The sequence below is a fragment of the Olleya sp. UBA1516 genome, assembly GCF_002323495.1.
Lineage (GTDB): Bacteria > Bacteroidota > Bacteroidia > Flavobacteriales > Flavobacteriaceae > Olleya.
The window spans coordinates 194,392-215,401 of record NZ_DCQO01000017.1; the positions used below are offsets into that span (position 1 = coordinate 194,392).

Consider the following 21,010-nt stretch of genomic DNA (forward strand, 5'->3'; position numbering starts at 1 on the left):
AAACGAAAAAATATTCAATTATGTCGCATAAAATTACAACCAATTGGAAAGGAAACATGTTATTCGATTCTGATAACCCAAGTGGTCATCATGTTTTAATGGATACAGATGTAGAAGGTAAAGAACGCGAAGGATTATCTCCAAAAGCATTAATGTTATCGTCCTTAGCAGGTTGTTCTGGATTAGATGTCGTATCTATTTTAGATAAAATGAAAATTGATACTTATGATTTAAAAATGGAAGTTGAAGGGTTGTTAACTGATGAGCATCCTAAATATTATCATACCGTAATTTTAGATTATCATTTTACTGGTACAGATTTAAATGAAGAAAAAATAAACAGAGCAGTACAATTATCTGTCGAAAAATACTGTGGTGTTATGGAGATGTTTAGACGTTTTGCCGAGGTTAAAACCAATGTGCATTTTCATAATAAGTAATTATAATTACTTAGAAAAAGTCTAATTTATATTCTAAATCCATTACATGCGCTGGACCTTAAAACCAAAACCAAATCCTGAAACCGTTAAGAATTTAGCGGATAGTTTGCAAATTGATGCACCCATTGCATCGCTTTTAGTACAACGTGGCATTGAAAATTTTGAGGACGCTAAATCTTTTTTTAGACCTAGTTTAGACCATTTGCATGATCCGTATTTAATGAAGGATATGGATAAAGCTGTAGTTAGAATAGAGCACGCTATTGCTAATAATGAAAATATATTGGTATATGGCGATTATGATGTAGATGGTACGACTTCTGTCGCGTTAATGTCTTCTTATTTAAAAACAAAAACACCATTAGTTGCGACTTATATTCCAGACAGATATGACGAAGGTTATGGCGTGTCTTATCAAGGTATTGACTTTGCAGAAGACAACGACTTTAGTCTAATAATAGCATTAGATTGTGGTGTAAAAGCGGTAGATAAAGTTGCTTACGCAAAACAAAAAAATATAGATTTTATAATCTGTGATCACCATAGACCAGGAGCTGTAATCCCAAATGCAGTCGCAGTTTTAGATCCAAAACAAACAGATTGTAATTATCCTTATAAAGAGTTATGTGGTTGCGGTGTTGGATTTAAATTAATTCAGGCTTTAGCCAAAAAGGATAGTGAAACTATTGATGATTTACTTCCGTATTTAGATTTAGTAGCGACTGCAATTGGTGCAGATATTGTTCCCATTACTGGGGAAAATAGGATTTTAGCTTACCATGGTTTAAAAGTGGTCAATCAAAAATCGAGAGCAGGATTTAAAGCGATTATCAATCAGCTTAAAAAAGACACGCTAACTATTACAGATGTTGTGTTTACTATTGCACCACGTATTAATGCTGCAGGACGCATGAAACATGGGCAGTATGCGGTAGACTTATTAACGGAAGTCGATTTTGCTACAGCGGTGACGTATGCTGAAGAAATTGAAGCATTTAATTCTGACCGACGTGAAACGGATAAAACAATTACAGTTGAAGCGTTAGAACAAATCATAGAAAACAAAGAAGAACAAAGACTAACCTCCGTAGTGTATCAAGAAGATTGGCACAAAGGTGTTATTGGTATTGTAGCCTCAAGATTAATAGAGACATATTACAGACCAACATTGGTGTTTACTAAAAGTGGAGACAAATTAGCTGCGTCTGCCAGATCAGTTTCTGGGTTTGATGTCTATAATGCTTTGGAGGCTTGTAGTGCCCATATCGAACAGTTTGGAGGTCATATGTATGCTGCAGGTTTAACGCTTAAAGAAGAAAACTACGAAGCCTTTAAACAAGCGTTTGAAGATGAGGTTTCTAAAACCATAGATAAAAATTTACTAACACCAGAAATTAAAATTGATACCACTTTAGAACTGAGTGCAATTGACGATAAATTTTGGCGTATTGTTAAACAGTTTGCACCTTTTGGACCAGGAAATATGACGCCTATTTTTATGACTGAAGAGTTGAAAGATACGGGTTACGGAAAATGTGTTGGAGAGGATGATAAACATATTAGATGCACGGTGACGCAATCTGGTAGAGAAAAATTTGTGTGTATTGGTTTTAATTTAGGAGATAAATTAGACCTAATAAAAAACAGAAAGCGTTTTAAGGCGGTCTATTCTGTGGATGAAAACCATTGGCAAGGCAATGTGTCTTTGCAATTAAAATTAAGAGATTTAAAAGAGTAATATGGCTAAAAATGATCCATACGCGGCATTAAGAATAAGAGAGTTTAATATCTTTTTATTATTAAGATTTGCTTTAGTTTTTGGTTGGTCCATGCAATTTATTGTAATTGAATGGGAAGTCTATACATTGACAAAAGATCCTTTGTATTTAGGGTTAATTGGACTAATGGAAATTATTCCAGCATTTTCTATGGCTTTATTTGCTGGTCATATTGTGGACCAAAAAGAAAAACGGAATTTGTTAGCACTATGTATTGCAGCATTTTCGTTAATTAGTTTGGGCTTGTTTTTATTGACTTGGGACAAAATTGTTGCCAACTGGGAAACCAGCAGTATTTTATATTGCATTTACGCTTTGGTCTTTTTTGGTGGTTTTTTGCGTTCGTTTTTTGGACCGACTATTTTTTCGTTAATAGCCTTATTGGTGCCTAAAAAGATTTATCCTAATGCAGCGACTTGGAGTAGTAGTACTTGGAAAGCAGCAACCGTTTTAGGAGCCTTATTTGGTGGTTTTTTTATTGGTTGGATTGGTGTGGCTAGTACATTGTGTATTGTATTTGTTTTAGTGGCATTGGCTTTTGTAATTACATTCCAGATACAGAAGAAGCCTATTTTAAATCCTAAGATTGGCGAGTCTGTAAAGGACAGCCTAAAAGTTGGACTTAAATTTGTGTTTAATAATAAAGCTATTTTAGGGGCATTATCTTTAGATATGATAGCAGTTTTATTTGGTGGTGCAGTTGCTTTATTGTCTGTGTTTGCACAGGATATATTACATGTTGGACCTAATGGTTTTGGTATACTTAATGCGTCTGTATCCATTGGTAGTATATTAACCATGTTTATTACAACCTATCTGCCAGTAAATAAAAATGCTGGTAAAAAATTATTAATTTCTATTTTTGGATTTGGTATTTGTATTATCATTTTTGGAATGTCAGAACTGTTTTGGCTTAGCGTTGCAGCTTTATTCTTCTCTGGTGTGACGGATGGTGTATCCATGGTAATACGTCAAACCATTTTACAATTAAAAACACCTGATCACATGCGTGGTCGTGTAGCCTCTGTAAATAGTATGTTTGTGGGATCGTCTAATGAGCTTGGTGCTTTTGAAAGTGGTATTGCTGCCAAGTACTTAGGTGGAGCTGCTAGAGCTGTAATTTTTGGAGGTGTTATGACACTTTTGACAGTAGTTGCTATTGGTGCAAAAAATAAAACCTTAAGAAACTTAGATTTAACTAAGGATATTGAAGAGCATGAAAAGGAAGATTAATACTCTTTTAACGCCATGTTTTCGCCATCAAAAACCCCATAAGTAAAGTACTGTATCCAATCGCCTAGATTAACGTATTTAGAGTTCTTACCTAAGTCTATGTTTAATGGTAAATGTCTGTGTCCAAAGACAAAGTAATCACGATGTTTAGTTTCTAATTTGCGTTTGCAGTATTGCACTAGCCACTCTTTATCGTTTCCTAAAAATTTAGCATCATCGTCACCAGAGATCATTTTATTTTTAACAGACATGTATTGTCCTAATCGTAAAGCAAAATCTGGGTGTAATAAACGTTGGAATAACCATTTAGCAACAGGATTGGTAAACACTTTTTTCATGCGTTTATACCCTTTGTCTTCTGGTCCTAAACCGTCTCCATGTCCTATAAAAAAGATCTTATTGTTAAAGGTAAATTCTTTTGGTTTGTGGTAAACGGGAATGTTTAATTCTTCTTCAAAATAGCCATCCATCCATAAGTCATGGTTACCTACAAAGTAATAGATTGGGATTCCGGAGTCACTAATTTCAGCAAGTTTACCTAATGTTCTGGTAAATCCTTTTGGTATTACACGTTTGTATTCCATCCAAAAATCAAACATATCTCCTAATAAGAAAATAGCTGCTGCATCTTCTTTTACCATGTCTAACCATGCGACAAACTTTTTTTCGCGAGGTAAGGATAGCTCTTTTGTTGGTGCGCCTAAATGATTGTCTGAGGCGAAATATATTTTTTTTCCTTTTGGAATTTGCATGTGGTAAAGATAACTATTTCTTGATAATGCCTATCGTTAGCAGGTGTGTGCGTTAGCGATTGATACGGTATCCTTTTTTGTGCGCGCTTATGCGCAAAAAAGATATAGTGGAAAGCGCGACCCTTGTGGTAACGCCCAAATTATTTATTGGTTATCGCTGGCGTACCATTGTGCGTAGCTGGTTGCGGTTTCGGATAGTTTTAAAGAGTGCAGTTTGATGTTGTTTGGTAGTCGGTCTTGTATTTTTTGTGCAAAATCGATGACCATCATTTCGCTGGTTGGTTGATAATCTACCAGTAACACGTTGTGATCTCTGTCTTGAAGCTCTTTGGCTAGTTGGACATGTGGTGTGTTTTTGTTAAATACTGTGGCGTGATCAAAAACGTCTACAATTTCTTCTTTTACTATTTTTTTTAGATCTGTAAAGTCTATTACCATTCCAAATTTTACATTGTTGCTATCAGAAATTGGTGTACCTATTACTGTTACATCTAGTTTGTAACTGTGTCCATGGACGTTTTTACACTTTCCGTCATAACCATAAAGTGCGTGTCCAGTCTCAAAAGTAAATTGTTTTGTAATACGAATATTGCTCATTAACCTAAGTTTTATTGCGCAAAGATATTGAATTTGTAAAAGCGAATGGTTATTAGGTTACATTTGCGCACTTTTTTAAATATAAAACAGGTTATGAATCAGATTTTTGAAGCTTTAGATTTTATTGAAAATCCATTGTATGAGCAAATTATAGAGGATATTGCAAAGCAAAAATTTACGATTATTGATAATTTTTTTTCTGAAGAAGAAGTTGTTGCTTTAAGAGGATCTATACTTGATAAGTATGAGGAGGATGCTTTTAAAAAGGCTGCTATTGGTAATAAATTTGATGAAGTAATAGTTAGATCTATTAGAGGTGACGTGATTTTATGGATTGAGGAAGCTAGAGCTAATGCAGCGGAATCTTTGTTTTTTAATAAGATTAATGATTTGGTTGGTTATTTAAATAAAACGTGTTTTTTGGGAATTTTACATAAAGAGTTTCATTATGCGATTTATCCAAAGTCAACGTTTTATAAACGACATTTAGATACCTTTAAAAATGATGATAGACGTAAGCTGTCTTTTGTGTGCTACTTAAATCATGAAGATTGGCAACCAGAAAATGGTGGCGAATTGGTATTGTATTTAGACGATAATGGCAAGGAGGTTGAGAAAGTGGTGTATCCTTTTCCTGGTCGTGTGGTAATATTTGAAAGTCAAATTTTAGAGCACGAAGTTAAACCAGTAAATACTAAAAGATTAAGCATTACTGGTTGGCTTAAAACGCGTTAATTAGCGTCTTCTGTTGCGCATTTTATTATAGAAATAAGCTATAATTACAAATAATGCTAGTAATGGAAAAATTAAATTGCTCATAATTTTAAGACTCTTTGTTACGATTTTTATTATATCTGTACAGCAAATAAGCTAGTACTACTAAGATAAAAAGTGGCAAATACGATCCAATTAAAATACCGATTTGATAATTATCATCTGGAGCATTTTTGATTTTGTCTTCAATATTGACTTGTAGTAAGCTTAATAACATACGATTTTATTATGTTGTAAAGTTAGTTGTTTTGTGCAAGAGGCAAAAATTGTTTTCTAAATTTTATAATTAACGGAAAACCACGTGCTATAATCCACAAAGTAAAGGCTATAAATATACCATGTAGTTTTAAATTGTAATAATCTGCAATAAAAAGGACTGGTAAAAAAACAAAAAAAGTGGACAATAAAAGTAAGTTACGTAGGTCTTTCATTTTTCCTAAACCTTTAAACATACCATCAAATATAAAGGCTAAAGCACATATGGGTTGCATGGCTAGTACCATCCAAAAAACACTATAAAAGGTTTTTAAAACTTCGGGTTCCTTGGTAAAAAGTCTGCCTATTGGATAGTAAAATACAGCTCCAATTAGTGCTACTAGGCTACCTAAGTAAATCCCATATTTTATTAGTTTTTTACTTAATTCTAATAGTTCTTTATAGTTTTTTTGACCATATAGTTTGCCAGACAAAATGTTTCCTGCGCTGGCATAACCGTCTATTATAAAGGCTCCTAAAAACCAAAGATTAATTGCAATGGTATAAGCTGCTATATAGTTTTTGCCATAGCCTGTGGCATATTTTGTTGCAAAATATAACGTGATATTTAAGGCTAGTGTACGTACAAACAAGTTTAATATCATGATAGCAAAATTGCTGATTTGTTTGTTTAATGGGAATTTAACCCGAAGCGGAATATTAGTTTTGGTTAAAAGTAAATAGCCAGATAGGATTGCCATTATTATTTGTGCTATTATGCTTGCATACGCAGCACCTTTTATATGCATAGGTTGTATAAATCCATTAATACCATAGACTAGCATAAAGTCTAAAATTACATTTAAAAAGGCTCCAATAATTGCAATTACCATGGGATAGTAAGTGTTTTGTAATCCTCTAAAGGTGCCAAAAACTGCGATAACAAATAAGGTAAACGGAAAACCAAATACTCTAATTTTATAATACTCTATACTATAATCCAAAATCAGTCCTGAGGCATTATAAAGTTTAAATATCTGCGATGTAAATGGATATGTTGTTGCTATTATAACTAAGCTTAACGAGGTAATTAATAAAATAGCTTGAGCAGGTAAGTCTTTAACCTGGTCTAACTTATTAGCGCCAACATGTTGTGATATTATAGAAGAAATAGCGCTTCTAGTTTGGCCTAATATCCAAATTAACATGGATAAAAATGTGGTAACTATACCAATTGCAGCTAAGGACTCGGTTGGGTTAAGCTGTACATTTCCAACAACAGCAGCATCTGTTAAAGATAAAATAGGTTCTGATATACCTGCTATAAGTGCAGGAATGGCTAGTTTATTTATATGTCTTAAGCTTATGGAGGTATTCAAAATTTGTATTCAAAATGATTTTGTAAAGGTCGTAAAAGATTATCGAAGTTTTTGTAAAGAAAAATCTGTATTTTTGATTTCTAAACACTCTTTATATGAAATCTATTTTAGTTCCTGTTGGGTCATCAAAAAACGCACAAAGTCATTTACAATACGCAGTAGATTTTGCTGAAGCTTTTGGCGCAAAATTATATGTTGTTCAAGTATATAATGTTTATACCAAATCAGGAACAATGATTAAGGTGGATCATATTTTAGAAAGAGAAAGTTTAGATTTTTTAAATAAGCACGTTGCTTCGGTTAATAAAAAAAATGTTGAGGTTATTGTAAAAACCTTTAAAGGAAAATTAGTAGACACGTTAGAGTTAGTTTCTAAATCGTTAGACATTGATTTAATTATTTTAGAGCCTAGAACAAATTCTATTAAAGATGAAGTTTATTTAGGTAAGACCTCTGGTAAAATCATTAAGCAAACTAATATTCCTGCACTTATTGTTCCTGAAGGTTATGTTTATAAACCAATAAATTCAATACTATTTGCATTAAAATCTGCAGTCATTAACAAAGTTGATGCTTTGTATCCTTTAATAAGTTTAAAAAATCATTTTAATGCTAAGTTAAATTTACTGCTAGTAAAAACACCTTTTCACTCACAAAGTGATTTTGTTATAGCAGAGGATTTAAAAGAACATTTATCATCTACAAAAGAATCTGAAAACGCTACTACGTTTCAAGGTGTCTTAGAGCATTATAAAGAATTTAATCCTGATATCCTTTGTGTTGTGCGTCGTAAAAGAGGATTTTTTACTAAAATGTGGGAAAAAAACAGCATCCTTAAAAAGGATTTTTATGTGACTACATTTCCTGTTTTAGTGTTAAGCGGACTAAAATAAGTTACTCGTGTTTTGTGCTTTTATCGGTAAAATCATTGGATTTAACTAATATAATAGCTGTTTGTCGTAAAGTCACTATTTGGTAAAACTCGACTTTGCCTTATTGCGTAAGTTTATAAAACTAACCAAATAATGAAACACTTATACCTGCTAATCTGTTTTATAAACTTTTCTGTATTTGCACAAAATACAACCTACAACCCAATCACTAGTTCTGGAGATTTATATGAATATAGTCAGTATGCATCGGTTGGGAATAAGGATTTAAGTATACAAGATATACTTTTAGAAAAAAATCTTGAATATCAAGATTTAAGCTCTGAAAATCAAAGTTTAGGATTTACTTCTCAAAATTATTGGGTGAAATTTAAATTAGAAAACACGTCTAATGATAAAGCGACCTATTATTTAGAAACTGCAAGACCTGTAACAGATAAAGCTAATATGTTTATTGTTACACAAGACAGTATACAAACGTTTAAAAGTGGTGATCAAATTCCTTTTGAAACCAGACAGGTGGCACACAGATCTACTGTATTTAAACTAGTTTTATTACCTAACACTGTTCAGGATGTTTATATGGAGTTTGGTAGTGATGGAGAAACAATCAACTTACCACTTAACCTATTTACAGAGTCTGAGTTTTGGATCATGAATTATAAGCAACAATTGTTTTTGGGCTTATTTTATGGTCTTTTATTTTTGGCTGGGATTATATACTTGTTTTTTTATACTAGTTTAAAAGAAAAAACATTTTTATATTATGGCTGTTATGTGTTTTCAATAGCTTTATTACAAGGTGCTTTGGATGGTTTTATTTTTGAATTTTTACTAACCAATGGTGGTTATTTAAATAGTAAAGCGGTTTTAATAGCAGCATTATTTTCTAATTTTTTTCTATTAAAATATTGTGAGTATTTTTTAAAAGTTTCTCAATATTTAAGCAGTTTTAAGATTGTATATAATGTTATCTATGTCGTCTTAGGTGTTTTATTTGTCATGGTATTTATTTCACCAAAAACAATGGAGTTTGTTTACCCATTATCTAATTTAAATGGATTGCTAAGCCTTATTTTGCTCTTGGCTACCATTTTTACAATGCGTTATAAAAAACTACGTGTCGATTTTTATTTTTCTATTGGAATTTTCTTTTTGATAATTGGTTTATTAGGCTTTGTAATGAATAACTTAAGTCTATTGCCTAATAATTTTTTTACTTTAAATAGCTCTAAATTTGGATCAGGAATGGAGGTTGTTTTCTTGTCTTTATCTATGACTAACTTGCTTAAAAAATTAAGAGAAGATAAGGAAGAGTCGCAAGAATTAGCGTTAAATAGGTCTCAGGAAATAAGTCAATTAAAGACTTTTTTTATGTCCAATATGAGTCATGAATTAAGAACACCTATTAACGCAATTATGGGTATTGCACAAACCGAATTGAAAAATAATGGCAATTCTGAAAGTAATAAAAATTACGAAATTATTAAAAATGCATCACTTAGTTTACTAAGTAATGTTAATGATATTTTAGATTTTGAGAAGATTGAAAAAAATGAATTAAAATTGGTCAACGAGGTATTTAATCCTTTTAATGCAGTTACTGAAATTAGTAATAATTGGAAGCTTGAAGCACAGCGTAAAGGCTTAAATTATCATTTTGAAATAGATGCAGATATACCAGATTTTATTGAAAGTGATTTAGAGCGTTTTGTGCAAATTATAAATAATGTTTTAAGTAACGCTGTTAAGTTTACAGCAGAAGGTAGTATTGGATTTAAATTAAAATGTTTTCCGCAACCTAATGATGTTAATCGGTTTTCACTTCAAGTCTCAGATTCTGGCGTTGGTATGACACCAGAAACCAAGAAAAACATTTTTGACAGTTTTAATCAAATGAGGAACAACCACAAAAGAAAATTTGGTGGTATCGGTTTAGGATTAACTATAGTCAACCGTTTAGTAGATTTATTTGATGGAGAAATAACGGTAGAGAGTCAGTTAGATAAAGGTACTGTTGTGTATATAGATTTGCCTTTAAAAGTTGTCAAAATAGCGACCCTTAGCGATCAAAAAGCAAACCCAAGCACACGTCATGCTGCTCCTTTAAATGTTTTAGTTGTAGAGGATAATATGCTAAACCAAATGGTTATTAAAAAACTACTTAGTACAGATAACAAGTTTACAATGGTTATTGCTAACAATGGTGAAGAGGCTTTAAAACTATTAACAAACTCTAGTTTTGACCTAATTTTGATGGATTTGCAAATGCCTATTATGGATGGTTACGAGGCTACGCAACATATTAGAAGTGGTATTTGTGGACCCAAAATACAATCAATACCAATTATAGCAGTAACCGCAGATGTTATGCAGGAAACTAAACAACGTGTTTTAAACATTGGTATGAATGATTACATGACAAAACCGATTAATAAAGAGCTTTTGTTTAAAAAAATAGAGCGTTGTATTTATGATACTACTAATTTAAAAATTGCTTAATTTATAAAAGCTATGCTTTTTTTGGTGACAACTTCTAATGTTTCTGGTAGATAATTTTCAGTCCAAGGATGTTTAGCATTAAATACATGATTGGTTTCTGGTAGTGCAATTAAGGTGTTTTTAGTACTCCAAAGTTTGAGGGATTTTGCTTCTTCAAAGCTTACCGAAGGATCTTTAGTACCATGAATTATTAAATGAGGAATAGTTAATCGTTTACAGCAATTTTCTATATCCAATCGGTCTTTATTATTTATATAATCTAAGTAAAACTGAAAATTATGAGGCATATTTTGTTTTGTCCGACTGTTTAAAACGTATTTAACACCATCTTGTTTCCATTGTTCTAAATCTCCTGTTGTGGAGGTGCGTTTGCCAAAAGCACAAACACTAGCCCAAGTTATTAGCTTTGTAATTCTGTGGTCTTCGCTTGCTTTAATTATTGAAATTCCACCACCTCTAGAATGTCCAATTAAAGTGATATTATTAGTGTCAATATTATTTTTGTATATACTTTGGTCTGACGTAAAATGATTTAGTATATCGTCTAAATCTTGTAATTCTTTAGTGTAGTTGTTTTCCGCGAAAGCGTCTAAATCCGGAAAATCTATAGGTTGATTTACAGTTCCTCCATTATGCGAAAAGTTGAATTTTACAAAAAATAAATCTTGTTTAGCAAAGTTATTTGCTACTAAATCCCACGTTCCCCAATCTTTAAAACCCTTATAGCCATGACAAAAAACCACTAAAGGTTTTTGCTTTTTGTTATCATTATAAAACGTATCATAAACAATTGGTTTTTGATTAATACGTGTTAATATTTGATTTTTTATCTTCATTTATAGCTCTTTTTCTATAAAATCTTGATCTGTATTAAAGATTTCTATGATTAAATTTTTAAGCTGAATTTCAAATTCATTTAAAGTGTCCTGCGTGATTAATGTATCCTTGTTCCTGTCGTGACTGCTTTCTTTTTTTATGAAGGGAATAAAACCTGCACTTAAATTTTTAAACGAAATAATACCTGCTTCTACAGGTAAATTTATTTTTTTATCCTTTAAAAGCATATAGACATACATCAAAACCTGAAAAGATTTGCTATACTTATTATAGTCCGTTAATAAGTCATCCCAATTAATAACTGACACTTTACTTTGGTCTACTTTTCCTGTTTTGTAATCTATTATTCTAACAACACCATTACATTGGTCTATTCTATCAACTGTACCTCTTAATTGTATTGTAAAAGGTAAGGTGTCTATATTTATTTTTACGTTTTCGACCTTAGCTTCTAATGCAATAATTTTTATGGAATCTCCTTTTTTTAAAGCTTCAATTTCTAAGTTTAAAAAATTTAAAACATAGCGTTTAGCAATTTCAAAAACAATAAGGTTTTTACCTTTTGTCATATCACCTTCCTTGTATTCTTCTTTAAAAAACGAGGTGATAAGAGTATCTATTTTTGGTATTAAAGATTTTACGTTGTCAACAGTTATTGTTTGTCCAATAAAAGGTGTATAAAGACTTTCAAGTGTATTGTGTACAACGGTTCCTAGTGTATTGGCAGCAATGGTTTCTTCTACTTCTTCTAGATTAGAAATACCTAGTAACTTTTGATAGTAAAAGTCAATTGGGTTTCTAACATAACTGGTTAATGATGAAGGAGAAAATCCTCTGTTAGCAATATTTTTTAATTGCGAAATAACACTTTTGGTTTTACTAACTGTTATTAGTTGCTTATTATGGTTAGGTACTTTTGGCGTTAGTATTTTATGAGTGACCTGATGTGTACCTTCTAATTCTAATTGATTGATAAATCTACTTTTTTCTCCTCCAATTAGCGTATCAATTTCTGTGTTATATAATATATAAACATTTTTTGCTCGTTGTAATAAGTGATAAAAGTGATAGGTGTATACTGCGTCTTTTTCTTTATAAGTTGGTAGTTTGTTTTCTAATTTTACATCAAAAGGAATAAAGGAGTTATTCGTTTTTCCTGAAGGTAAAATACCTTCATTAACATTAGATATAATTATAGTTTCAAAATCTAAAACTCTAGATTCTAACATTCCCATGATTTGTAAACCTTGTAAAGGTTCTCCTTGAAAATCTAGTGTTTCAGAGCTTAGTAACTCTTTATAAATACTATATAAACCTTTTATATCTTTTATGTGGTTGTAGTTTTCATTTAGTCGTAAAATCTCATTAAATAAGATATTAAATCTGTATAGATATTCTAATCCTAATTGATTTTTATCTTTATTTTCTGTGAGATGTTCTTTAATTATATTAATCAGTTTAAAACAGTTGTTTAGAGCTGTTTTAGCGTCGTTATTCCAATTGCTAAACAATAGTGACACTAACGCTTTATTGTCTTGAGCTAAGGCTGATATTTGAGCTTCTGTTAGATAGACTAAATTGTTTTTATTGATAAGCTCGATAACATTAATAGCGTTATCGTTTTTAAATAATGGTTGTATATATTGATGAGAAATTATACTTATAACATCCTTGTGATAAAATGGATTAGCATGCTTTTTATGTAAAGTGAAAATATGTTCAAATAAAGAAGCTAATGGGATGGTTTTTAAAGGAAATCCCATGGTTATATTTAACGTCGAAACGGATTCTGGTACGGAATTTAATACGGGAATTAATAAGTTTTCGTCACCTAAAACTACAGCTGTATTTTTTAAACTGGCATCGTTTTTACTTAAATCCTGTAGTATTGTACCTATGGCTTTTGCTTGACCTATATTTTTAGGTACACCAAAAATATTAATGTTTTTTTTAGTTGAGTAATGGTCGTTGATCCAGTTAAAATCATGATCGCTAAAATAACTCCATTTGTTTTTATGTTGTCTTAAAAACAATCCAGCATCATGAATTTTGTTATTCATAAATTGCTTGTCAGTGTCCCAATAAATGGTTGCTAATTTATTATGTAGTAGTTGTTGTATTATTTTTTCTTCTGCTTCATTTAAGGCATTAAACCCTAAAAACACATGGTGTTTGTCTGTGCTTGATATGTATGCATTACTGTTGTTAAAGGCTTCTCTATAAAGCAAGCCTTGATAACCTTTGTTTTTAGAAATTAAAGATGTAGTGAAGGCGTTATAATAATCGTTTAACTTATTCCAGAATTTTAAATAGCTACTGACCAGTTTAGTTTGATCTTCTTGTAGTGACCAATGTTCTAGGTTTTTAATAGCTTTTAGGTAGTCAAATATTTTTTTCTGCGGAATTAGGTAGCGATCAATCTCATTAAAATCTTGAAGTATAATTTGTGCCCATTTTGAAAAGGTATCAAACGACTCTCTTTCCTTTTCTGGAGTTAGTGCAATATATACATTATAAAACTCAAAAAGCAACTCTGTGTTTGTTGTCGTTTTTAAATCTGATAATTCTTCTACAAAGGATTCTATGCTAATAATTTTTGGAGCAAAAATAGTCTGATTTAAAGTTAAGCTTAACGTGCGTCTTAAAAAAACACCTGCTCTTCTGCTGGGTAATATAAAGACAAGTTCGCTAAAGTTTACTTCCTTAGTTACTAAATCGTCAATTACATCTTGTATAAAACTTGTCATTATATAAAAATAAAAAACGCTTCGGAATACCGAAGCGTTTTTCTATAAAACTTATTAGTGTTTGGTTATAACTTATTTTCTAAGTTTAACTTCTACACGTCTGTTGTTAAATCTTCCAGCTTTTGTTTTGTTGCTGTCAATTGGATAGTCTTCACCAAATCCGTAAGCGTTTAATCTTTCAGAGTTAATTCCGTTTTCGATTAAGTAAGCCATTACAGCGTTAGCTCTAGAATCAGATAATGTTTGGTTAGAAGTTTTGCTTCCAACGCTATCTGTGTGACCTTCAATTGTAAAGTTAGCGTCTGGGTATTCTTTTAAGATTGCAGTAATAGACTGTAATACAGAGAAAGTTTCTTTTCTGAAGCTAGATTTTCCAGTGTCAAATAAGATAGTTTTAGCATAGCTATTTAATTTATCTAATACAACTTGAGTTGGTATAACAGCTTCTGGACAACCATTGTTAGCTACTGTTCCTACTTCTTTAGGACAGTTATCATCTTTGTCTAATACACCGTCACCATCAGTATCTGGCCAAGGACATCCTCCATTTGCAGCAGGACCTGCTTCGTTTGGACATTTATCTTTAGCATCAGCAACACCATCACCATCAGCATCTGGACAACCTTTTAAAGATTTTAATCCTTTAACTTGTGGACAATCGTCGTTATTATCAGATACTCCGTCACCATCAGAATCAGGACATCCGTTAAACTCAGCTAAACCAGCTTCGTTTGGACAAGTATCTTTAGAGTCTTCGATTCCATCACCATCAGAATCTGGACAACCGTTAAATGCTTCTAATCCAAAAGTATCAGGACAAGCATCATCTTTGTCATATATTCCGTCACCATCAGTGTCAGTTCCACCAAATTTAACTGCTAAACCAGCTGAATGTTGGAAATGCTTAGTTAAATAATCTTCAAATGAGTGCTTGTATTTAGACTCAACAAATAAACCAATATTATCAGAAAACCAGTAAGTTAATCCTAAAGAAGCATTAACTGTTCCTGCTCCAACTGCGTTGTTAGAACCTGCTTTTGTAGAGTAAGTGTTATAAGCACCTTCTTCAATCCAAGTGTAACCACCTCCAACTCCAATAGCTGGATCTAATCTTTTTGAACCTAATACTTCACCTAAGTGGTATCTTACGTTACCATCAAGAGCGTAGTATGCTAAATCATTAACACGTAAACTAGGGTTAGTACTATCTTGTCCCCATTTGTTAATTCTGTTTATAGAACCTCCAGCTTGGATAGAGAAGTTATCACCAACATACTTAGATACAGAAATTGTAGATAAAGATGGTAAAATACTCCAGTGATCGTTAGCGTTAAAGAATTCTTGGAAATAATCTCCTTGTGGAGCGTTTTCACCTACAGGAAAAACATCTACTGCGTTTACACCGAAGTTAATAGCCCATGGGTTGTTTTGGTCTTGTGCCATAACGTTACCTAAACTAGAAAGTAGTAACATTGTGAACAATAATCTGCTAAGATTTTTCATATTCAAAAATTTAATTTTTAAGTGTTAATTAAAAGCAAAAATAAGTTGTTATATATTATTAACAAAGACAAATATATAAAAATATTGATTATTTGTTGCTTTTATATCAGTATTATAGATTGTTTCTAAATAATTTCCAATACTTTACCAACTTTAATAAAAGCACTTACAGCTTTCTCTAGTTGTTCCTTAGTATGCGCTGCAGATAACTGCACTCTAATTCTAGCTTTGTCTTTTGGTACTACTGGGAAGAAAAATCCTATTACATAGATACCTTCTTTTAATAACATATTTGCCATGGTTTGAGATAGTTTAGCATCGTATAACATTACTGGTACAATTGCTGAGTCACCATCAATAATATCAAATCCTGCAGCTTTCATTTCTTTTTTGAAAAATTTGGTATTTTCTTCTAGTTTATTACGTAATGAGTTGTCATTGGCTAACATATCAAACACTTTTATTGAAGCACCTACAATAGCTGGTGCTAATGAGTTTGAAAATAAATAAGGTCTTGAGCGTTGACGTAATAGCTCTATAATTTCTTTTTTACCAGTAGTGTAGCCACCCATTGCGCCTCCAAGTGCTTTTCCTAAAGTTCCTGTTATGATGTCTACTCTGTCCATAACGCCTTTTTCTTCTAGAGTACCACGTCCAGTTTCTCCAATAAATCCAGCCGAGTGACACTCGTCTATCATTACCATAGCGTCATATTTATCTGCTAAGTCACATATTTTATCTAAAGGTGCTACTAATCCATCCATAGAGAATACACCATCAGTCACAATTATTTTAAAACGTGCGCCATTTGCGTTAGCATCAATAAGTTGCTTTTCTAAATCAGCCATGTCGTTGTTTTGGTAACGGTAGCGCGCAGCTTTACATAATCTTACACCATCAATAATTGAGGCGTGATTTAACGAGTCTGATATAATCGCATCTTCTTTACCTAATAAAGGTTCAAATACACCACCATTTGCATCAAAAGCTGCTGCATATAATATGGTGTCTTCTGTACCATAAAATTCTGCTATTTTGTGTTCCAAAGTTTTATGTATGTCTTGTGTACCACAAATAAATCTAACAGATGACATACCAAAACCATGCGTATTCATTGTGTCTTGTGCTGCTTTAATAACTTCTGGGTGAGAGGATAATCCTAAATAGTTATTTGCACAAAAATTTAAAACAGTTTCGCCTGTGTTTAAAGTTATTTCGGCACCTTGAGCAGACGTTATAATACGTTCTTCTTTAAAAAGACCGTTGTCTTTAATGTCTTGTATTTCGTTTTGTAAGTGTTCTTTTATTTTACTGTACATAATTGTATTTTTTTACAAATTTAATAATGTTATCGCGTTAATTGCTTAGTTAAATCTATTCTTTAATTTAATACGTTACTATTTTGATTGTATCGTTTACATAGATTAATATTTTTTTCTTTACCATATAGTTCATTTCCTTTAAAGTATCAGAATATTCCTCTAGTTGTTGTTGGTACTTAGGATTAGATAATCCTGTTTTGTAATCTATAATAATAGCTTCGTTATCTTTTATTGCTAGTCGGTCTGGTCTAATTATTTTGCCTGATTTTGTAATAATATCTCTTTCGTTATATATGGTATAATTATCAGTAAAATAAGGATTTAACTCTGGTGTATTAATAATGTTAGTAATTGTATTGTTTAAAATTAATGCTTGTTCCTTATTAATAGTTCCTGTTTGAGTATAGGTTAAAATAACAGGCTCAACATCTACTATCGTGTTTATTTCTGACATTATATCGTGTATCAGGTTTCCTTTTTCGATTGCGTTTTCTTGTTCTGTATCCCATAGATAGCCTGATTTAGTAATAATTTTAATATCATGATCTTGTTTAGCAACGCTAATAAACAATTCTGTTTCTTGGGTGTTTTCTAACTTGTCTTCTTGTTGCGATTCGCGATTAGCTTTTCCAAAGGTATACTCTAATTGTGAGTCACTCCATAGACCCTTGTCTATTAAGTAATTTGTTAGTAATCCAGAATACGTATTGTGTGTCACTATTCCTTTTACTGATTTTTCTTTTTTAGATATAATATAGAGTTGCTCTATGGGTCTAGTTAATGCTACATATAATAGGTTAATATTGTCTAATTCTTGTTCTGCTCTATGTTGATTGTAAATGGTTTCGCCAGTTGTACCATATTCCTCAAAGTCTTTATTAAAATTGAGTAGCGTTTTAGAAAAACCGCTAAATTGTTCTTGGTCTAACGGAAACCATTCTTTGGGTTCCACTTCTTTATAAATATCTAAATGTGCATACGGAAAGATAACCACCGGAAACTCTAATCCTTTAGATTTATGGATTGTCATTATCTGAACCGCATTTTGATTGCTAGGAGAGACAATATTTAAACTGTCCTTTTTAGATTCGTAATAATCTACAAAACTTGGTAAATCGGATATTTGCTTTTGAGAAAACTCTAAAACGATGTCTAAAAAGTACTGTATATAGGCATTTGACGTTTCCGTCATTTTAAAACTTCTGACAATATCTTCAGTTAAATCAAATAAGGATAATTCTACTAATTCGGTTGGATTGCAATGTATTGAGAATTGCTCAAAACCTTTAAAAAACTCGGGAAGTGGCAATTCTAAGTTGGTTTTAAAATAAGCATGTTTATCTTGTATTGCATTAGTATTTGCTAAATAATCCAACACTTTAATTCTAACCTCTAAGTGATTTGGGTTTATTAGTAGTTTAAATATATTAATAACTAGTTTAACCTCTTCAGAGTTGTTTATCAACATGGTTTCGGAAGAGGTGATTCTAACTCCTTTTTCGCTTAAAAATTCGGCAATAGCCACACCTTCTTTTTTCTTTCTTACTAATATGCAAATATCTTTAAGGTTGTATCCGTTTGTTAAGCATTGGTTTATGGTGTCAAAAACTGTTTCTGGAAACAACTCGTTAATATCGTCTTCTTTTTGTAAATCTAAAAACTGAATATTAACAAAGCCTTCTTGATTTAACACCGGAATTTGATTTGCTTTTTTATACAAATCAGAATAGTCGTTACTACTAAAACTAGTGTTAGCCAAAAACTCAAAAAACGTATTATTAAACGTAATAACCTTTTTAAAACTTCTGTAATTATACTCTAACCTAACAACTTCTTTGTCAATAGGAAACGGGTTGTCGGTTTTAGTCAGTCCTAAAAATTGTTCTGCTTTTCCACCTCGCCATCTATAAATAGCCTGTTTAGCATCACCTACCAACATGGCTGTGCCTTGCTCACCTTTTAAGTTTTGTCCTGTTAGTGTGTTTTCTATTAAAGGCACTAAGTTTTCCCATTGCATTTGTGACGTATCCTGAAACTCGTCGATAAAATAATGTCTAAACTTTTCGCCTAAACGCTCATAAATAAAAGGCGTTGGTTGGTTTTTAATTTCTTTACTGATAAGCGTATTAAACTCGGAAATCAATAATTTGTTTTCGTCTTCCTTAATCGTAGTTAACTCTTTGTTTATAGCATTTAAAACGGATAAAGGCGTTACATTTTTGTACACAGCTTTTATAAATTTTAAGCTAATAACATTGTCTTTAATTAAATGATATGCTTTATCTATCTGTGGTAAAAGTTGATCAATTAATTGCGCTTTCGCGGAATCTAAAGTCTTTGTGTAAACGTTACCTTCAGCAATATTATCGGCTAATTTATTATCATATAATTTGTAAAATTCAAAATTAGAAACTTTTACAAAATGGTTATATAACGTTCCTCTAGAAAAACTTTTGGCATCCAGACCATTGGTTTTAAAAACCTCTAATAATTGGTTGGCTGTTTGCTTAATTAATGTTTCTTGATGTTTTATTTTTTTAATTAATTGCGTTTTTAAGGATTTAAAATCCTCTAGTGTTTTATGTTTAAAACTGTCTAAATGTGGTAAGTCGTTGTCGTTAATCAATAGTTTGGCAATACTATTAAAATCTCTAGAAACGTCCCAACTTTTATCATCATCAGCTTTTTCTAAAGCAAAATCAATTAAAACTTTAGTAAGTGCCACATCAGTTCCTGCTTTAGCTATAAGACTATCCACTGCTTGATTAAGTAGTGATGGTGTATCAAGCTCGACCTCAAAATTTATCGGAATTTTTAAATCATGCGCAAAAGTCCTGATTAATCTATGGTTAAAACCGTCTATGGTAGAAATGTCAAAAGCAGCATAATTATGCATTATGGTGTTTAATAAAGCAATTGATTTTAAATGGACATCAGTAGGTTTAAGGTCTAACTCAGTAGTGATAGCCTCAAACATTCCGTTTGGTTTAGTAATAATTTCTGGATCAGAAAACGATTTTAATGTGTCTAAAATTCTAATTTTCATCTCGCCTACAGCCTTATTTGTAAAGGTTATGGCTAATATTTGTTTAAAACCGTCATTATGTTTTCTGGTAAACAATAGTTTTAAATACTCCTTAACTAAAGCAAAGGTTTTTCCGCTACCAGCAGAGGCGTCATAAACTTTAAAAGGTGTTTTTGTAGACATTGTAATTTTAAATTTTAGACAAGATAATAACAATATTATGGTTCCTAAATTTATTTTAAAACATTCTTTGATAATTAAATGGCGATGTTAAAATATTATTAAATACATTTAATCCATTGCTTAAATATTTTCAATTGAAGGCTTTAATGTTTAATTTTGATTATATTGAATATTAACACTTAAAAACATACAATTATGGCTTTTGAATTACCAAAATTAAAATATGCGTATGATGCATTAGAACCAAATATCGATGCACGTACAATGGAAATACATCACACAAAGCACCACAATGGTTACACAACTAAACTAAATGGAGCTATTGAAGGAACTGACTTAGAAGGAAAATCTATTGAAGATATTCTTACTAATTTAGATATGAATAATATGGCTGTTAGAAATAATGGAGGAGGTTTTTATAACCACTCATTATTTTGGGAAGTTATGAATCCAGAAGGTAAAGGACGTTTATCTGGAGAATTAAAAGATGCTATTGAGGCAGCTTATGGAAGTTTTGATGCTTTTAAAGATGCTTTTAGTAATGCAGCAGCAACTCAATTTGGATCAGGTTGGGCTTGGTTATGTGTGCATAAAGGAGGTAAGGTTGAAGTGTGTTCTACACCAAACCAAGATAACCCATTAATGCCAGGAGTAACTTGCGAAGGAACACCAATCTTAGGATTAGACGTTTGGGAGCATGCTTACTATTTAAACTACCAAAACAGAAGACCAGATTATATCGATGCATTTTTTAATGTTATTAACTGGAACGAAGTAGAAAGACGTTATGCAGAAGCTAAATAAGCTTTAAAACGTTATAATATTAAAAAAGCAGATTCATATTTGAATCTGC

The 21,010-nt window shown here is 31.6% G+C and carries 16 protein-coding genes; 7 read left to right on the forward strand and 9 right to left on the reverse strand.

What is annotated here, in order from left to right:
- Positions 1 to 20 precede the first annotated feature (20 nt).
- The 3 genes from B2989_RS11225 to B2989_RS11235 are packed head-to-tail and all read left to right on the forward strand — an operon-like array spanning position 21 to position 3,451.
- Positions 21 to 440, forward strand: a complete 420-nt coding sequence (locus B2989_RS11225; protein ID WP_292948390.1) for an OsmC family protein — start codon at positions 21 to 23, stop codon at positions 438 to 440.
- Between the two features lie 46 nt (positions 441 to 486).
- Positions 487 to 2,178, forward strand: a complete 1,692-nt coding sequence (gene recJ, locus B2989_RS11230; protein ID WP_292948392.1) for a single-stranded-DNA-specific exonuclease RecJ — start codon at positions 487 to 489, stop codon at positions 2,176 to 2,178.
- Position 2,179: 1 nt separating this feature from the next.
- Complete coding sequence (locus B2989_RS11235; RefSeq protein ID WP_292948394.1) at positions 2,180 to 3,451, forward strand: MFS transporter; 1,272 nt, start codon at positions 2,180 to 2,182, stop codon at positions 3,449 to 3,451.
- On the opposite strand, the gene B2989_RS11240 is transcribed toward B2989_RS11235, so the two are convergent.
- Both B2989_RS11240 and B2989_RS11245 read right to left on the reverse strand, forming a co-directional pair.
- On the reverse strand, positions 3,448 to 4,203 hold the full coding sequence (locus B2989_RS11240; protein WP_292948396.1) for a UDP-2,3-diacylglucosamine diphosphatase: 756 nt from the start codon (positions 4,201 to 4,203) through the stop codon (positions 3,448 to 3,450). The genes B2989_RS11235 and B2989_RS11240 overlap by 4 nt on opposite strands.
- A 144-nt stretch (positions 4,204 to 4,347) precedes the next feature.
- Complete coding sequence (locus B2989_RS11245; RefSeq protein ID WP_145005302.1) at positions 4,348 to 4,800, reverse strand: 6-pyruvoyl trahydropterin synthase family protein; 453 nt, start codon at positions 4,798 to 4,800, stop codon at positions 4,348 to 4,350.
- Between the two features lie 93 nt (positions 4,801 to 4,893).
- Here B2989_RS11245 and B2989_RS11250 point away from each other — a divergent pair, with 93 nt between their 5' ends.
- Positions 4,894 to 5,535 carry a 2OG-Fe(II) oxygenase gene (locus B2989_RS11250; RefSeq protein ID WP_292948398.1) on the forward strand — a complete coding sequence of 214 codons (642 nt, stop codon included), beginning with the start codon at positions 4,894 to 4,896 and terminating at the stop codon, positions 5,533 to 5,535.
- Positions 5,536 to 5,623: 88 nt separating this feature from the next.
- Here B2989_RS11250 and B2989_RS11255 read toward each other — a convergent pair whose 3' ends face one another.
- Positions 5,624 to 5,791, reverse strand: a complete 168-nt coding sequence (locus tag B2989_RS11255; RefSeq protein WP_191099432.1) for a hypothetical protein — start codon at positions 5,789 to 5,791, stop codon at positions 5,624 to 5,626.
- Between the two features lie 22 nt (positions 5,792 to 5,813).
- Complete coding sequence (locus B2989_RS11260) at positions 5,814 to 7,148, reverse strand: MATE family efflux transporter (RefSeq protein WP_292948403.1); 1,335 nt, start codon at positions 7,146 to 7,148, stop codon at positions 5,814 to 5,816.
- A 95-nt stretch (positions 7,149 to 7,243) separates the two neighbouring features.
- Here B2989_RS11260 and B2989_RS11265 point away from each other — a divergent pair, with 95 nt between their 5' ends.
- Both B2989_RS11265 and B2989_RS11270 read left to right on the forward strand, forming a co-directional pair.
- Complete coding sequence (locus tag B2989_RS11265; RefSeq protein ID WP_292948405.1) at positions 7,244 to 8,041, forward strand: universal stress protein; 798 nt, start codon at positions 7,244 to 7,246, stop codon at positions 8,039 to 8,041.
- A gap of 132 nt (positions 8,042 to 8,173) precedes the next feature.
- Entirely contained in the window at positions 8,174 to 10,540 is a 2,367-nt protein-coding gene (locus tag B2989_RS11270; RefSeq protein WP_292948407.1) for a hybrid sensor histidine kinase/response regulator, read from the forward strand.
- Here the strand turns inward: B2989_RS11270 and B2989_RS11275 are convergent.
- The 5 genes from B2989_RS11275 to B2989_RS11295 form a co-directional block, all read right to left on the reverse strand.
- Positions 10,537 to 11,376, reverse strand: a complete 840-nt coding sequence (locus B2989_RS11275) for an alpha/beta hydrolase family protein (RefSeq protein ID WP_292948409.1) — start codon at positions 11,374 to 11,376, stop codon at positions 10,537 to 10,539. The two genes, B2989_RS11270 and B2989_RS11275, sit on opposite strands and share 4 nt — an antisense overlap.
- Positions 11,377 to 14,124, reverse strand: coding sequence for a PD-(D/E)XK nuclease family protein (locus tag B2989_RS11280; RefSeq protein WP_292948411.1), 2,748 nt, complete (start codon positions 14,122 to 14,124; stop codon positions 11,377 to 11,379).
- A 72-nt stretch (positions 14,125 to 14,196) separates the two neighbouring features.
- The gene (locus B2989_RS11285) at positions 14,197 to 15,627 is read right to left on the reverse strand and encodes an OmpA family protein (protein WP_292948413.1); all 1,431 of its coding nucleotides are present in this window, start codon (positions 15,625 to 15,627) and stop codon (positions 14,197 to 14,199) included.
- A gap of 125 nt (positions 15,628 to 15,752) precedes the next feature.
- Positions 15,753 to 16,946: a glycine C-acetyltransferase gene (kbl, locus tag B2989_RS11290; protein ID WP_292948415.1), complete on the reverse strand. Its 1,194-nt coding sequence runs from the start codon at positions 16,944 to 16,946 to the stop codon at positions 15,753 to 15,755.
- 67 nt (positions 16,947 to 17,013) lie between these two features.
- Positions 17,014 to 20,157: a UvrD-helicase domain-containing protein gene (locus tag B2989_RS11295; RefSeq protein WP_292948417.1), complete on the reverse strand. Its 3,144-nt coding sequence runs from the start codon at positions 20,155 to 20,157 to the stop codon at positions 17,014 to 17,016.
- A gap of 195 nt (positions 20,158 to 20,352) precedes the next feature.
- Here B2989_RS11295 and B2989_RS11300 point away from each other — a divergent pair, with 195 nt between their 5' ends.
- Positions 20,353 to 20,961: a superoxide dismutase gene (locus B2989_RS11300; protein ID WP_145005334.1), complete on the forward strand. Its 609-nt coding sequence runs from the start codon at positions 20,353 to 20,355 to the stop codon at positions 20,959 to 20,961.
- The last annotated feature ends 49 nt before the right edge of the window (positions 20,962 to 21,010 follow it).

Coding starts and splice junctions, on each gene's coding strand:
- B2989_RS11225 (WP_292948390.1), top strand. CDS start 21: ATGTCGCATAAAATTACAACCAATTGGAAAGGAAACATGTTATTCGAT.
- recJ (WP_292948392.1), top strand. CDS start 487: ATGCGCTGGACCTTAAAACCAAAACCAAATCCTGAAACCGTTAAGAAT.
- B2989_RS11235 (WP_292948394.1), top strand. CDS start 2,180: ATGGCTAAAAATGATCCATACGCGGCATTAAGAATAAGAGAGTTTAAT.
- B2989_RS11240 (WP_292948396.1), bottom strand. CDS start 4,203: ATGCAAATTCCAAAAGGAAAAAAAATATATTTCGCCTCAGACAATCAT.
- B2989_RS11245 (WP_145005302.1), bottom strand. CDS start 4,800: ATGAGCAATATTCGTATTACAAAACAATTTACTTTTGAGACTGGACAC.
- B2989_RS11250 (WP_292948398.1), top strand. CDS start 4,894: ATGAATCAGATTTTTGAAGCTTTAGATTTTATTGAAAATCCATTGTAT.
- B2989_RS11255 (WP_191099432.1), bottom strand. CDS start 5,791: ATGTTATTAAGCTTACTACAAGTCAATATTGAAGACAAAATCAAAAAT.
- B2989_RS11265 (WP_292948405.1), top strand. CDS start 7,244: ATGAAATCTATTTTAGTTCCTGTTGGGTCATCAAAAAACGCACAAAGT.
- B2989_RS11270 (WP_292948407.1), top strand. CDS start 8,174: ATGAAACACTTATACCTGCTAATCTGTTTTATAAACTTTTCTGTATTT.
- B2989_RS11275 (WP_292948409.1), bottom strand. CDS start 11,376: ATGAAGATAAAAAATCAAATATTAACACGTATTAATCAAAAACCAATT.
- B2989_RS11280 (WP_292948411.1), bottom strand. CDS start 14,124: ATGACAAGTTTTATACAAGATGTAATTGACGATTTAGTAACTAAGGAA.
- B2989_RS11285 (WP_292948413.1), bottom strand. CDS start 15,627: ATGAAAAATCTTAGCAGATTATTGTTCACAATGTTACTACTTTCTAGT.
- kbl (WP_292948415.1), bottom strand. CDS start 16,946: ATGTACAGTAAAATAAAAGAACACTTACAAAACGAAATACAAGACATT.
- B2989_RS11295 (WP_292948417.1), bottom strand. CDS start 20,157: ATGTCTACAAAAACACCTTTTAAAGTTTATGACGCCTCTGCTGGTAGC.
- B2989_RS11300 (WP_145005334.1), top strand. CDS start 20,353: ATGGCTTTTGAATTACCAAAATTAAAATATGCGTATGATGCATTAGAA.